Consider the following 14,983-nt stretch of genomic DNA (forward strand, 5'->3'; position numbering starts at 1 on the left):
ACTAAACAATACTTAATAGAGTTTTTCTAGATGTACTATAGATTAACTCCTCTTTATTAGTTACAAATAACCTTTTTGTTTTTAAAGCTATATTGTTTCAAGGAAGGAATTTCAAACCCATAAGAATAATGAACAAATCTATAGGAATATTTAGAGCTATCATTGCTAATCCAAATAGATTCAGTAAGTAATGTCATACCAAACTCTTAATAACAACAAAAGCATCTTTCTTTTGATCTATCTTGTTTTTCTTTAGATAGTTTCTATAGTAGTTATGTGTTCTTTGATAAATATTTAGACAATAAAAGACAACAAAAGCTATTCAAAAGAAGAAAGAGAATATAACTCCCTCAAATATAAAGTTGTTTTCAAAATTAAAGTCTTTGACTAGATCTTTGTAAATTGCAAATAATATAGCTGAACAAAATACAAAAAGAGTTATTCCAAAAGCTAGTACATTACCTAAAGTTCTAAGTAATTCTCTCTTAACCTTTAAGAACTCTTTGTGTTCATAAATACCATAAGATAGTGAGAATTTACCTCACTTCTTAATTGCTCTTCTGTACTTTAGAAATAATCTAACTTTCTCTATAGTAAATATCAATATTGCACCATAAATATATCTTCTGTAGTTAGTAAATGGGTTTTGAAAATTATCAAAGTATTCTTCTTTTCCTGTTATAAGAAAACCTTTTCATCAGTCTGTAATGTAGTCATAAATCTTAAAAGGTACAAAGAATCTAAATACATACTCAAACAATAGTTTTTGAACTTTTGAAGATACAGCAATAGCTATTACTAAAGAAGAAACTAGTAAGAATATTTGGATACATAACTTAAAGTTCTTTTCAGCCTTAAAAAAACTATTGAAGTCTGTTTGGTAGTTAAATACTTGATTGTTTATTAGTTTCATAGCTAATAACTTAACTGTATTTAAGAGGTAATATTATCTGTTTAAAGTTAACTTCTTCATTCTTACCAAATAAAATTATTGGCTTATAGACTTCAGAGATATTAAAGATTATCTCTTCATCAGAAATATTCTTTAGTAGTTGTTTTAGATAAAGACTATTAAGTGAGAAGTGAATATTCTCTCCCTTATGTTTAACTATCTTTATTTCTTCTTTGGTATAACCCTTAGAAGAATCTCTATATTCCAATACTAGATTATCTTCTAGTACTTTATAAGAGGTTATATGTAAGTTTTGTTCGGCTAGTAATAGATTTCTATCAATAGCTGCAATTAATAAGTTTCTATCTATAGTGAAACTAAGTTGTTCTTCTTGATTAAAGAGACTAGAAAGATTAGGATAGTTTGAGGAATTTAACTTGGTTCTAAAGACTAATCCCTCTGAGTTAACTAATAAACTGTCATCTTTTATATAGAAATTAAGCTTCTTAGATTCAAACTTATCTTTGAATAACAGGATTATGCAACTAAGTATCTCTGTGTGTAAGTTAAATTGAAATTCTTCTTCTGAGATATCTAAAAACTTAAAAGAAGCAAATAGTATTCTATAAGAGTCAGTTACTAAAACACTAACTTCATTAGAGTTATGATTTTTTTTTAAGTTAATAGTATTGTAGATTGTGTTTTTTTGTAAATTTCCTCCACCTCCTAAGTTCTTATAAAAGTCTTTAAATCTGTTATTTATAAGATTTAGGAACTCAAACTCTAGAGTTATTTTCTTTGAATCATCAGGAATAACTAAGTTATCTTCGAATAAGAACTTTTTAGATAAAGGTATTAGATTACATTCAAACTTTTCTGAACTTACTTTTATTAATGAGTTATTTACTTTTTGAAACTCTATTTCTGGTTGTTGTTTAAGACTTTCTAATAAAGATAAAAATGTTTTAGAACTAAGAACAATCTCTCCTTGTTTTTTGTATTTGAATTCATCTTCATTGAAGATTAATTTAGATTCAGTGTAGTTGTTATTAGAGTAAAAAATTAACTGTTTGTCTTTATTACATTTAATGAGTATTTCTTCTTCTTTTTTAGTTAATAAGTTGGTACTAATACTTGAGTGAATAAATTCTCTTATTTTTAGATTTAGTTTGTTATTAATAGAAAAATACATAAATTAATTATTTATTAATTAATTACTTATTGTTTTTTATTTATTAATTAATTCATTAATTAATTATTTAAGGGTTAGATTTTTGTTAGATAGTCAAAGTAATTTTTAAAGGTCTCACTTTCTTTTTTCTTTTTTACCTTTTTTAAGGAGTAGTGGATAGAGGATTTACTTTTAGAAAGTATCTGAGAAATATCTTTAATAGAGAAATTGAAGCTTTCTTTGAGAATGTGAATTATTTGATCTCTTTCAAAGACTGATTTTTTAGTTTTAGACTTACTTTTAACTGTTCCTAAATTGAAGCTTTTTTTTTCACAAAGAGCTTTAAGTTGTGAGTTTTGTTCATAGTTAATTAGTCTTTTTTTCTCAGACTTATTGAATAGTTCATTGAATATATTGTTTAGCTCTTCTTTGTCCAATATGTTGGTCTGGAAAGAGTAACTTTCTAGAAAGATAAAGAACTTAAATAATTTGTTTATTAATTCTTTGAGGTTGTTACCTAGAAGATAGGAGAGAAATTCAATAGCTGATTCAGTGATTTTTAGTTCTGGATAGTGTTTTCTTAATAATTCTTTAGTTAGTTGCAAAACTAATTTTTGAGTTGGTGGAGGGAGTTCTACAAGATTTTCAGTAATTAATTGTTCTTTATTTGAGCAAATAAATAAGTTTTTATTTCCTAATTCTTCTCTAATCTTTTTTATTTGTTTAAGTAACTTGTAAGAGTCAGAGATACTGGAAATTGACTCTAGATGATCAAAGACAATTAATGGATAGTCTTTAAAACAATTAATGAAAGATTTTTTATTGTTTTTGAAACTAAAAAGTTTCTCTTGAAAGGTATTTAGGTCTAGGTAAATGTACTCAGTTTCTTTTAGTAACTCTCTAATTAAATAACTCTTTCCTGAACCTTTAGTTCCTATTAGTAGTATAGAAGAGTCAGAATTGTTTAGAAATTCTTTTAACTTATTAACTATTAGGTAGTTATCTTGGTGCTCTATAAAAAAGTCAAGTTTTGATTTAGTCTTAAATTCCTTTAGTTCTGTTTCTAATTGGTTTTTAAGTTCTAGTTCAGCTTCATCTTTTAAGACTTCAAAGAATATATTGAAACTTTTGTTTAGTTCTAAAGCGAGAAACTCTTTTATCTCTTCTTCTAAATCCTTGACTTTTTTATAAAGACTATTGTTAAGGCTTAGGATACAGTAGTTTTTCTTAAGAGTTAATTTGTTTTTCTTATCTAGTAGTTTTTCGTAATCAGTAAGCTTCTTTTTCTTTGCTAAATAAGAAATTAAGTTGGATAAAAGAACTGAGTTACTACTGATTTTTTGTAGATAAATAATTCTTTAATTATTTAAATTTGAATAGAATATTTAGGAAATTTAATTAATAAGTTATTAAATGAAACGAACTTATCAACCTAAAAAGAGAAAAAGATTAAGGGTTCATGGTTTTCTACAAAGAATGTCTTCAAGAACAGGTAGAAATATTGTGAAAGATAGAAGAGCTAAAGGTAGAAAGAGACTAACTGTTTCAGATATATAAACCTTGTTTCTTTTAAGTAATCTATTAATTTGAAAAAGAAATATAGGTTATTAAAGAAAAAGGAGTTTGAAAAAGTCTTTAATGATAGATCAAGAATTAAGACTCAGAATCTAATATTCCTATATGTTTCTAATCTAGCTTCTTTAAACCAATTAAAGAATATAAAGATAGGAATAATAGTTCCTAAGAAAAAATGAAAAAAAGCTGTAGATAGAAATTATTTAAAAAGAGTTATTTGAGCACTTAATTCCAGTTATCAGTTAGATAAATTTCCTAAAACCTTATCTATCTTTTTATTTACTAATTTATTTCACTCTAATTACAAGGGCAGAAAGGTTAACTTTCAAGAATTAAAAAAAGAAATAGAAAAAATCTACTCTATTTTCTTATCTAAATGTTCTTAGAGTTCAAACTAAATTTCAGTAAATTAGTCAAGTCTAAAGAAAACAATAAAAAAAGAAGCTTATTTTCTTTTGGTTCTATTGGAGATGACTATACCAAAGAGACATATAAATATTACTTTAGGAAGTTTTTTAAGTGATTTAAGGTTTGTGTTTATTCCTTTAGTTTCTTGATGATTTGTTGGTCATTCTTTCAATCAATATTTACTTCTTATGTATCTTATTCTAGGGAGGTTGGAGTTGGACTAGAAGTAGGATATTCTCCTTTAACTGAAAAAGGAAGAACTGGAGATCCAAGATATGATGCTTTTCCTTGGACTCCAAATCCTTGAGCCTATTGACCTTTAGTTAATTCTTCAGGTGGGTTTGGTCCTTTCATTATGTGGTTTGTATATCCAATTTCTAGGGCTTTTCTCGCACTAATTTGAGCTTTTAGGGGAACAAAAGATGGTATTCTTGACAAAATGGGTTTCAATGTTATCTTTGCCATTCTCATTGTTTTGCTAATCATGAAATCTATTGTTTTTTTAACTACTTTAAGAGCCCAGTATTATTCGGACAAACAACAAAGACACAAGAGAAATATAGCCTTGATTAATGCTAAATATGAAAGCACTAATAAAGCTGAAGATTGAAGACAACTCACAGTCCTACGACAACAAGAGCTAAATAAATACAACAAAAAGAATAAGTTAAAACCTTTAGCTCCTTTAGAAAACTTCTTTATTAATACCCCAATATTCTTAATTGTCTTTAGATTAATGACAATTACTAGACCAGTTAAATCAGCAAAATTGTTTGGAGTTATGCCATTATCTAATACACCTGCTCAAATAATCTTTTCAGATTTCTTGGGAATTGGTTGAATGTATTTAATAATGTGTCTAATTATTATTCCAGTTAACTACTTTAACCAAAGATTTCCGACTATGTTGATGAAAAAAAGATTCCCAGACTATACAGCAGACAGTAATTTAAGTTTCAGGAATGTTAATTTAGGTAGTAGTAAGAGAATTCAAAACATAATGACAATTATGTTTATGTTGTTCTCATTTTTTTGGTCTACTAGTTTGGCTATTTATTACTTCTTTAACTCTTTACTAAATATCTTTTCTAACTACTGTATTCACTTAATACTTAAGAAGTTAAAACCTAGAGATACTTCTTTAACTAAAAAGCTAAAAGTATTAGGACTTTAGAAGATCAGAAATAAAAAGAACTTAGCTCAGTACTTCTTAAAGAATAGAAATATTCAGAAAAGAATAGCTGAGACTATTAATAAATCTAGTTACAAAACTATAGTAGAAATAGGTCCAGGTTGTGGTCAAATAACTCAATATTTAGACAGAACTAATAAAGAATATATAGGAGTAGAGCTAGATTCAAAGCTTTCATCTTATTTACTTACCAAGTTCCCTGATGTCAAGATAGTTAATAAAGACTTTTTAAAACTTTCAGTTGAAGAAGTTGAATCAAATAACAAAGAAATATTGTTATTTGGAAATATTCCTTATTACATAAGTACTCAAATATTCTTTAAGTTTTTAGAGTTAGAGATATTTAAAGAAGCTTACTTTACAGTTCAAAAAGAGTTTTTTGAGACCGTCAATGCTTCCTTTAACTCTAAACAGTATTCTTCTTTGTCAGTATTGTTCCAAACCTTTTGTGAAGTTAAAAGATTATTTGTTATTGGTAGACTTAATTTCTTTCCTAAACCAAATGTGGATTCTATCTTTCTATCTCTTAAGAAGAAATATCAACCCGATGAACAATTACTAAAAGACTATTCAGTATTTGTTAAGAGTTGTTTTTCTAGACCTAGAAAGGTATTACTAAATAATCCTATATTTGAAGAGCTAGATGAGTCAATTAAAGAGTCTCTTTTAGAGAAAAGGCTACTCTCTAAGAATACTAGGATTAGTGAATTAAGTCCTGAACAAATATTAGAGCTCTTTAAGACTTTGAAAGAATTATCTATCTTGTAAGTTCTTCACTGCTTAGCACTTTAAATCTATTTTTGTTCTTGATTTCATGTTTTGCAAAACCTTTCAGATGATTCAAAAATTGGTCTATTGTGTTGATTCCATCATCAACTAAACTATCACTCATTTTTATTAGATAGTTAATAGGAATTTTTTTAAGTAGGGAAAAGACAAAAGACATCATTCCATTGATAATGGATTTTTCAAAGTGTTTTTTAATGCAATCTTGAATTCATTGTTCTAGTTTGGCTGGAGCTTGTTTCTTCTTAGTTAATTTGAGATAAAAGATTATTTCAGAATAGTCTGAGAACAGTGACTTAAATTGTTTCTTTAGAGCTTTTTTGTCTTTGTGAGAATGTAGGTTTTGTCAGAAAGAGTGGTATTCATCTAAATTGAATTCCTTTTTAGAGAGATTTAGCTCTTCATTAATTAAGTTGGAGAGTTCTGAGATAGAAAGATAATAGTTATTGGACTCATCAATTCTTAGGGAAAGAGAAGCTAATTCAATTAATCTAGAAGAGCTAAGTTGTTCATTATTCCAATGACTTTCTATTAATTCGACAATGGCTGGTGAAAGAGTGAATTCCTTTTCAACTGTCTTGTAGAGATTGTCATAGAAAGACCAATAAAGCTTAATTTGATCTGAATTTAGATTTGATAGTTGGTTTTCTGAGGAGTCTGTGTTTTTAGAGAAAGTTAGCTCAGTTGAGTTTTGATATTTCTCAAAGATGTATTTGAATTCAGCTAATTTGAAACTAGGTAGTTTGTGAATAAGTTTCTCAGATTTAATTAACTCTTTAAGGGGTCTTGGAGAGCTTAGTTTAAGAGTTAATAGTTCTTCTTTGGAAAAAATAGATACAAGTTTATAGTCTTCTAGTTCAGAGATTAGTTCTCTAAATTCTGAGTAACTAATTTCTTGAGCATTAAGTAAATTACTAAGACTATATTTTTTAGAGGAATTTAACTCATTTATTCTTGCTTGCGCATATAAATAGGGAAAGAGTATTAGACTTTTTTTAGAAAGGATAAAGGAATAGAACTGGTGAAAGGAAATCCAGTCAAATTCAGTTGGTTCTAATTCAATCTGAATAAATTTTTCAGCTGAATTTAAATAGTCAGTAATAGTTGAAATTAAATTATTTTCATTAGATTTTTACAGTTTTTGAAAAGTTTTCTAAAGGAGATTCTAAACAAATAAAAAAATTAGGTAACTCCCATAAAACCCTTATGGGAAGGGGCTCTAGAGATCTAAAGTTGAGTCTACAAAACAACTTTTATCTTTAAAAAATGTTTTGAAAATTACTTATCTGATTCAATTTCTTACCTAAATTACTTTCTGAGTTAGATGGAGAGACTCCAGTTGAGCCTACAGATTCTGAAGATTCTAAGCCTAATAGGTTTGATAAGTGGAAGATTCCCCTTTCTTCTGGGGGAATGAATCCAAAGAAAAAAAGCAGAATGATCAAGATTCTTTTTCTTGCCCTCTTTTTCTTATTAATTTACTTTGTATTCATATATGGAAGAGCCACACCACTAAAAAAATTCAGTATATGCGGTGGGGATTGTAAGAGCGGAAATGGAACATTAAAGCTACAAGAAAACGGAAAAAATAATGGATATGAAATTGAAGATGACTATTCTACAGCTTATTCAGAAAAGCTAGAGAACAATAACGGCGAGAGCGTATTCACTATCTTTGCTAAGACCAAATCCAATAATAAGTGAATTTCTTTTAATGTAGCTAGGACTGTTCATACCTGTTTGAAGGAAAATGGTGGGGATTGCACAGGGGGTCTTAGATACAGCTATAAGTGAAATGGCAAATCTGGCAAACCTTGTTGACTAAAGAATTGTGGAAAAGATGGAACCCATTGTAAAGGAGATAAAGGTTGTTGTTGCGAGGAAAAGGATAGTGAGTGTTGTTGTAAAAGCGCAGATGGAAATTGTTGTCAAGGACACAATGGCAAAGCTTGTTGTTGCTGTAAGTTCATTCAATTAGTAGAAGTGGCTACTTTAAATCCTCAAGATCCAAATCGAATAACCCCAGCAAGAATATTCTTCTCTCTTCTTCCAACCCTACTCTACTTAATGGTTTTCATCTTTATTGCAAGAGCCACAATGAAAGGCCAATTAGGTATTTATGGAGGAAAAGGTTCTATCTTTGGAATTGGAAAGTCTGTAAGTCAAACTCACAAGTCCAAGATAACTTTTAAAGATGTTGCCGGAATTAAAGAAGAAAAACATGAGTTAGAGGAAATTGTTGACTTTCTTAAGAGACCTAAGAAGTATTCTGCTATGGGAGCAAGAATTCCTAAAGGAGTAATTCTTTATGGTCCTCCCGGAACTGGTAAGACTTTGTTAGCTAAAGCAGTTTCTGGTGAATCTAATGTTCCATTTCTTGAGGCTTCTGGAGCTAGCTTTGATGATATGTTTGTTGGGGTTGGTGCCAAAAGAGTTAGAGAGCTCTTTGAGAAAGCGAAGAAGTTAGCTCCTTGCATTATCTTTATTGATGAAATTGATGCTTTGGCTGGAAAAAGAGGGGGCAAATTCAATATTCAAGGCAATGAACAAACTATCAATCAACTATTAAGTGAGATGGATGGATTCAATACACATGCTGGAATAATAATTATTGCAGCCACAAACAGACTAGATAGTATTGATCCAGCTGTATTAAGACCTGGTAGATTTGACAGACATATTCAGATAAACCTACCAGATATAGCTGAAAGAAGGGAGATTCTGTTACTTCATGCCAAAAACAAAAACCTATCTAATAAGGTCAATCTTGAGGAGATTGCAAGAAAAACACCAGGATTTTCTGGAGCTCAACTAGAGAATGTATTAAATGAAGCGGCCTTATTGGCTGTTAGAGAGAATAAAAAGATGATCTCCACAAGAGAAATAGATGAAGCTATTGATAGAGTTATGGCAGGTCCTGCCAAGAGAGGAAGAAAGATCTCTTTCTCTGAAAAGAAACAAATTGCCTACCATGAAGCTGGACATGCAATTGCTGGTCTATATACAGAAGATGGAGAGATAGTTGAAAAGATAACTATTATTCCTAGAGGTCAAGCTGCTGGATATGTTCTTTCTGTTCCAAAAGTTCAAGAGAGAACAATTAGTACTAAAGCACAACTTCTTTCTTCTATCTTGACTATGTTGGCTGGTAGAGCCGCAGAAGAAATCTTCTTTGGTCCTGTAAACATCAGTACTGGGGCCTCCAATGATCTCTATAAGGCTACTCAAATAGCTAGAAATATAGTACTGAGATTTGGTATGACTGATTCTGCAGGAATGGTTCAATATATTCCTTCAGAAGAAACAGAAAATCCTTACAAGAACAATTACTCTGAGAGTTATGCAGAGATAATTGACAGAGAAATGCAAGAAATTATCAATACTCAATACTTAAATGCCAAGAAGATAATAGAAGCCAATAAGGTAGAGTTCTTACTAATAGTTGAGACTTTGCTTCTATTAGAAACAATTGATAGAGCTCAAATTGAATTCATTCACAAATACAAGAGAATTCCTAAAGAAGCTGAGTTAGAAAAAGAAAGAGTTAAAAAAGAGGAAAAGAGTTCCTCAAATACTTTCTTTCTTTAATGATCTCTCTTAAGTGATTCAGAGAAGACTTCCAAGAACTACTTAAGAGATACAGAGGAAGAGAAGGTGACACAGAAAAGCTTCAATTAATCAAGGAACTAGACAGTAAATTAGTTGACACTAAACAAAAAATTGATCAACTTAGAAATCAAAAGAATGTTTTGTCTCAAGAGGGAGCTAAAAACAAAGATTTAATTGTTAAGTTAAAGACAGAATTAAGTAATTTGGAGCAAGAATACAAGACCAGTAAAGAGAAATTTGACTTTCTTTATTTGACTTTGCCTGCCATTCCCGATGAGTCTGTTCCGATTGATTCCGATCAGGTTGTAAGTACATGAGGTGAAATTGACCAGAATAAGAGTTTTGTTTCTTATTTGGAGTTGGCTCAAGAGTTAAACCTCATAGGGTTTAAGCCTGCAGCTAGTTGTTCAGGAAGTGGTTTTGTTATTTACTCTGATAGAGGGGAAAAACTACTTAGGTCTCTAGTTTCTTTTACTCTTGATTGAGCTGAAAGCTATGGGTTTAAGAGAAAATATCTTCCTGTGATTGTTAATCAAGAATCATTAGTTTGTACCTCTCAATTACCTAAGTTCTCAGATACTTTATTTAACTTAGGCTCTACGGAGAAATACCTTTCTCCAACCGCAGAAGTTCAATTAGTTAACTTATTTAGAGATCAAATATTGTCAGAATCTTCACTTCCCATTAAGGTTTGTGCGAATACTAATTGTTTTAGGGCAGAGAAAGTTGGCGCGGGAGTTGAGTCTAAAGGACTAATAAGGCTTTATCAGTTCTGTAAAACTGAGATAGTGATGTTTTCTAAACCCGAAGAATCTGAAAAAGCACAGGAATATCTCTCTTCTGTAATAGAAGATTTACTAAAAGCTTTGAATCTTCCCTATAGAAAGCTATTACTCTCTAGATCAGAGATGTCTTTTTCTTCTTCAAAAACTTATGATTTTGAAGTTTGAATGCCCTCAGAAGGAATATACAGAGAGATTTCTTCTTTATCTAACACTAGAGATTTTCAAGCTATTAGAGGAAAAATAAGATACAAACAAGATATATTAAGTACTAAAGAGAAAGCAAAACATGTACATATTCTCAATGGCTCTTGTTTGGCTATAGATAGATTATTTGCCACTTTAATAGAAAACTATCAAACTTCTGATAGAGAGATAGTAATTCCTAAAGCCTTAGTCAAGTATTATGGAAGTGAAAAGATAGAAAGACTTTCTAGCTAATGATTAAGTACTACTCTTTAGGGGGTCAAGATGAGAGATTTAGATATTGTGGAGTTTTGGAATGTGGAGGGGAAATGCTTTTATTAAATGCAGGAGGCAGTTGTGTTAATACCAATCTTTATGACATTGAAGAAATAATTCCAGACTATCAATTTCTTACTACAAATGCCAGAAAACTTAAAGGATTATTCATCTCCTCTCCAAGACCTTTAAATATCTCTTCTATTCCTTATTTACTGGAAAAGTTTCCAGAGTTACCAATTTACACTAACTCTTTTGGTAAGTCAATTATTGAAGCCTTTTTAAAAGAGTTTGAAGAGAAAAGTAATAAGACAGTAAGGGCAAATATAATCCCACTAGATTTAGTTAGTGAACATACAATAACTGCTGATTGTAAAGCAATTCCAATTAAAGTAGCTTCTTCACTCCCTCACTCTTTAGCTTGAGCCTTTAAATTCTCTCAATCGGATTATGTAGTGTTTATTGATGAGTTTCTAATTGCCTCAGAGAATCTTCCTTGTAGAGAGAATCAATTAGATTGACTTTACAAGAACTTAAAAGGAAAAATCTCTTTACTTATAGTTGGAATGCAATCTTGTGCAAGTGTTTCTTCTTTTGCATTAAAACAAGCAGATAACTTTCCATTTCTTAAGAAACTAGTATCTAGGATCTCAACCAGATTAATAATTGCTAACTATTCAGATAGTTGAGATACTCTCTTTAACATGAGCAAAATAGCCAATATCTATAAATATCAATTAGCTATTTATCCTAATGAGTTGGCCTCACTATTCAATAACTTTGTAACTCAAAATAAGTTAACAGACTATTCACTAGCTATTAAGGTTACTGAACTCTCTTCTGATCATGACAAACCCCAATTAGTAGTTATTACAGGAGACCACAATACTTTGTACTCTAATTTAAGGGAGATTTATAAAGGTCAAATAAAGAATTTCTCTTTAAAACAAGATGATGTCATTATGTTTATGACACACACATATATTGAAAGAGAACTAGAAGAGATTGCAATAATCAATGAATTAGCAGATAATGGAGGAGAGGTATTGAAACAACCAAATACCCTTCAACCTTATTTGGCTGGGGCCGAAGACATTATGTTGTTAATTAACTGTCTTTCTCCCTTCCATGTTGTGCCAGTTAATGGTTTTTACAAAGACTATGTGGCTTTCTTAAAGTCTCTTGAGAATGTAATAAATACTCAAAAGATTTACTTTTTAGAAAATGGCCAACTCCTAACCATTAACAGAAAGAATATAGAAATTGTTGATCAGGTGGTTTCAGAGGTTTATATTGGAAAACAGTCAGATCTGGAACTCAATAAGATGACTATCTTTGAGAAAAAGTTACTCTCTCAAAGTGGAGTGATCTTAGTATCCTTGAGAAACAATTCCAAGAAAAGCGGGATTAAAGTCCCTCATTTAGAGTTACTAAATGTGTTTGCTAATGACTTTCAAAAAACAGAAGAAGTTATTGGAAAAATCAAAGCTCAATTAAAGATAGATATTTCTAAATATCTTCAACATAATGTAGAGATAGACAACAAGACTCTAAAACAAACTGTTAGAAAATCTATCTATAACTCTCTAGATGCTTATTTACATAAGAAGCCTGCAGTTCTATCAGTTATTTCCCATATTTAACTTATGTAGTTAAATAAAAAAACTATGGCAGACTTAATGTTTATTGAGTCTCCGGCAAAGATGAAGAGCATAAGTAGATATTTATCTGGAAAAGAAATTGAATTATTTGCTACTTATGGTCATATTAGAGAGATAAATAAAAGATGAACAGGTTATGGAGACAAAATGTTTGAACCCAAATGAGAAGACAGCAAGAGAGAAGTTACTTTTGAAGACAAGAAGATTCCTATTATTGAGGCAATTAAGAGAAAAGCGAGTAAGGCTTCTAGAATATATCTAGCGACTGACCCAGATAGAGAGGGAGAAGCTATTTCTTGACACATTTACTCTATCCTAGGAGAAGATAATCAAAAAAAGTGTTTGAGAGCAGTTTTTAATGAAATCACTGAGAAAGCAATTAAGAATTCTTTAAACAACACTAGAAACATAGATCAAGACATTATTAATTCCTATTTAGCAAGAGTACTACTTGATAGATTTGTAGGATACAAACTTTCTGACTATACCAGAAAAAAGATTGGTGGAGCCTCTGCCGGTAGAGTTCAATCTATTGCTCTTAAGTTCTTGGTTGACAGAGATGATGAGATCAAGTCCTTTAAGAAAGAAAGTTGATTTGTCTTAAGAATTGAACTAGAAAATGGTTTGATGCTCTCAACAGTTCAGTTAAATCCTGACTTACTTCCTGAAATTAAACTCTTCAAAGAACAAAAGAAGGGAATAGTCTGATTCCAATCCAAAGAGGGAGTTGAAAAGCTAATTCAATCTCTACATAAGGACTATCAGTTAATGAAAGTTGGTGAAACAAAAACAGAAAACATAAATCCTCCTGAACCCCTAAAGACCTCTACTTTATATGAATCAGCCATTAATAAATTAGGAATGAGAGCCAATGTAGTTGAAAAAACAGCTCAAAAACTTTATGAAGGAATCATTATTGAAAAAGAATCAATAGCTTTAATTACCTATCCTAGAACTGACAAAACAGACTTATCGGAAGATTTTGTTCAAGAACTTAAACAACATATAACAGACACATATTCTGAGAAATACTTGAGTTCTGATCAAGAAAGAAATCAAAAGATAGTTAAGAAAGATAAGTTAGTTCAAGGAGCTCATGAAGGGATTAGACCAGTTGATTTGACTATGTCTCCAGAGAAACTTGCAAAGTTTATTTCCAATACTTCCCCTGAATATAAGCTCTATAAATTAATTTGAGCTATCACTCTTTCTTCCTTCTGTCGTCCAGCTCAAAACGAAAAGAAAACTTATTTTTTCACTAACAACAAGAATTGATTTACTACTACGGAGAATAGAGAGGCTTTTGATGGTTTCAAAAAGATTATGAGAAAATATGGGCTTTCCCAAGAACAACAAACAGAAAAAGACCTTAGTGCTGTTTTTGAAAGCTTAAAAACAGGAAATAATTACCCAAAGAAACAAGAACACATAGTAGAAGAAAGCACTTCTCCCCCTTCAAAATACAGTGAAGCTACTCTAATTAAAGCTCTAGAAAATAAGGGAATAGGGAGACCCTCTACCTATCCAACTATCTCAAAGATCATTCAATCAAGAAATTACGCAACCTTTATTAATCGCAAATTTGAAATTACAGAACTAGGTTACAAAGTTTCTAAAGACTTAGATAGGAATTTCTCTAACTTTATTTCCTATGATTACACAAGAACAATGGAAGAAGAGTTGGACAATATCTCCCAATCTAAGACAGATTGAAAGTCATTCTTACAAGGAGTATTTGTTGATTGAGATAAATCCTTTAAGAAAGCTGAGAAATTTGAGATAGTTCAAGATAGAGTATGTCCTGATTGCGAAGGAGAGCTAATATTTAGATACTCTAGGTGAGGGAAGAGATTTATAGGTTGTAGGGCTTATCCAGTATGTAAGTATTCTGAGCTTGCCGAAAGCAAACAACCCGAAGAGAAACTAGATACATTATGTCCAGAATGTAATTCCAACTTAGTTAAGAAGAAGAGTAAGAAAGGAAATTACTTTAATGCTTGTCCTAATTTTCCCAAATGCAAGTATATAGAGGGAAGAAAAACTCAAGAAGGAGTTAAAAATAAAGAAGTTCCTGATAGAGTATGTCCTAAATGTTCTGGAAAACTAGTTCACAAATATTCTTTTAAGAGCAAAAGTGAGTTTATTGCTTGCTCTAATTTCCCTAAATGTAAATACTTAGAGAGTGTAAAGAAAAGTTAGTAGGTACTTAGGATAATTAGTCTTAAGTTGTTATAGAGAAGTTTTAGGTCAAAGATAGTTGAAAGACTCTCCTTTAACCTAATTAACTTATTAATTCCCTTAATATCTTCTATTTCTTCTATTAAACCTTGTATTAGTCTTTGTAAATCTTCTTTAGAAAGAGAAACAAATCTTTTGTAGTAACTTTCATCCTCTGGTTGCTTAGATCTTCAAACGGAGATGAGTTCTTCCACAAAGGAAGATAAC

The 14,983-nt window shown here is 30.4% G+C and carries 13 protein-coding genes and 1 pseudogene; 8 read left to right on the forward strand and 6 right to left on the reverse strand.

Annotation, left to right across the window (positions count from 1 at the left end; translation table 4 throughout):
- Nucleotide 1: 1 nt before the first annotated feature.
- The 4 genes and pseudogenes from DNK47_RS00235 to DNK47_RS03680 form a co-directional block, all read right to left on the reverse strand.
- A complete protein-coding gene (locus DNK47_RS00235) occupies nucleotides 2-913 on the reverse strand; it encodes a hypothetical protein (RefSeq protein WP_112664943.1) in 912 nt (303 codons plus the stop codon).
- Between the two features lie 10 nt (nucleotides 914-923).
- A complete protein-coding gene (locus tag DNK47_RS00240; RefSeq protein WP_112664944.1) occupies nucleotides 924-2,084 on the reverse strand; it encodes a DNA polymerase III subunit beta in 1,161 nt (386 codons plus the stop codon).
- Between the two features lie 74 nt (nucleotides 2,085-2,158).
- Nucleotides 2,159-2,668 carry a hypothetical protein gene (locus DNK47_RS03615; protein WP_258393869.1) on the reverse strand — a complete coding sequence of 170 codons (510 nt, stop codon included), beginning with the start codon at nucleotides 2,666-2,668 and terminating at the stop codon, nucleotides 2,159-2,161.
- A 45-nt stretch (nucleotides 2,669-2,713) separates the two neighbouring features.
- Nucleotides 2,714-3,418 (reverse strand): annotated as a pseudogene (locus DNK47_RS03680) (AAA family ATPase); the annotation flags it as partial.
- Between the two features lie 58 nt (nucleotides 3,419-3,476).
- Here DNK47_RS03680 and rpmH point away from each other — a divergent pair.
- The 4 genes from rpmH to rsmA are packed head-to-tail and all read left to right on the forward strand — an operon-like array spanning nucleotide 3,477 to nucleotide 6,006.
- Complete coding sequence (rpmH, locus tag DNK47_RS00250; protein WP_099197241.1) at nucleotides 3,477-3,620, forward strand: 50S ribosomal protein L34; 144 nt, start codon at nucleotides 3,477-3,479, stop codon at nucleotides 3,618-3,620.
- Between the two features lie 29 nt (nucleotides 3,621-3,649).
- Nucleotides 3,650-4,024, forward strand: coding sequence for a ribonuclease P protein component (rnpA, locus tag DNK47_RS00255; RefSeq protein ID WP_112664945.1), 375 nt, complete (start codon nucleotides 3,650-3,652; stop codon nucleotides 4,022-4,024).
- A complete protein-coding gene (locus tag DNK47_RS00260) occupies nucleotides 4,015-5,220 on the forward strand; it encodes a YidC/Oxa1 family membrane protein insertase (protein ID WP_112664946.1) in 1,206 nt (401 codons plus the stop codon). The genes rnpA and DNK47_RS00260 overlap by 10 nt, the downstream gene beginning before the upstream one ends.
- Nucleotides 5,221-5,223: 3 nt before the next feature.
- Entirely contained in the window at nucleotides 5,224-6,006 is a 783-nt protein-coding gene (gene rsmA / locus DNK47_RS00265; RefSeq protein ID WP_112664947.1) for a 16S rRNA (adenine(1518)-N(6)/adenine(1519)-N(6))-dimethyltransferase RsmA, read from the forward strand.
- Here rsmA and DNK47_RS03620 read toward each other — a convergent pair.
- Complete coding sequence (locus DNK47_RS03620) at nucleotides 5,996-6,130, reverse strand: hypothetical protein (RefSeq protein WP_258393870.1); 135 nt, start codon at nucleotides 6,128-6,130, stop codon at nucleotides 5,996-5,998. The genes rsmA and DNK47_RS03620 overlap by 11 nt on opposite strands.
- Nucleotides 6,131-7,290: 1,160 nt before the next feature.
- On the opposite strand from DNK47_RS03620, the gene ftsH reads away from it, so the two are divergent.
- Genes ftsH through topA form a run of 4 tightly spaced genes read left to right on the forward strand, consistent with a single transcriptional unit; the run spans nucleotide 7,291 to nucleotide 14,737 of the window.
- Complete coding sequence (gene ftsH, locus DNK47_RS00275; protein ID WP_112664949.1) at nucleotides 7,291-9,612, forward strand: ATP-dependent zinc metalloprotease FtsH; 2,322 nt, start codon at nucleotides 7,291-7,293, stop codon at nucleotides 9,610-9,612.
- The gene (serS, locus tag DNK47_RS00280; RefSeq protein ID WP_112664950.1) at nucleotides 9,612-10,856 is read left to right on the forward strand and encodes a serine--tRNA ligase; all 1,245 of its coding nucleotides are present in this window, start codon (nucleotides 9,612-9,614) and stop codon (nucleotides 10,854-10,856) included. The genes ftsH and serS overlap by 1 nt, the downstream gene beginning before the upstream one ends.
- Entirely contained in the window at nucleotides 10,856-12,520 is a 1,665-nt protein-coding gene (locus DNK47_RS00285; protein ID WP_112664951.1) for a ribonuclease J, read from the forward strand. The genes serS and DNK47_RS00285 overlap by 1 nt, the downstream gene beginning before the upstream one ends.
- 24 nt (nucleotides 12,521-12,544) lie before the next feature.
- On the forward strand, nucleotides 12,545-14,737 hold the full coding sequence (gene topA / locus DNK47_RS00290) for a type I DNA topoisomerase (protein WP_112664952.1): 2,193 nt from the start codon (nucleotides 12,545-12,547) through the stop codon (nucleotides 14,735-14,737).
- On the opposite strand, the gene DNK47_RS00295 is transcribed toward topA, so the two are convergent.
- Complete coding sequence (locus DNK47_RS00295; protein WP_258393871.1) at nucleotides 14,734-14,970, reverse strand: hypothetical protein; 237 nt, start codon at nucleotides 14,968-14,970, stop codon at nucleotides 14,734-14,736. The two genes, topA and DNK47_RS00295, sit on opposite strands and share 4 nt — an antisense overlap.
- Nucleotides 14,971-14,983: the final 13 nt, after the last annotated feature.

This window comes from Mycoplasma wenyonii, assembly GCF_003265155.1.
Taxonomy (GTDB): Bacteria; Bacillota_I; Bacilli_A; order Mycoplasmatales; family Mycoplasmoidaceae; genus Eperythrozoon_A; species Eperythrozoon_A wenyonii_C.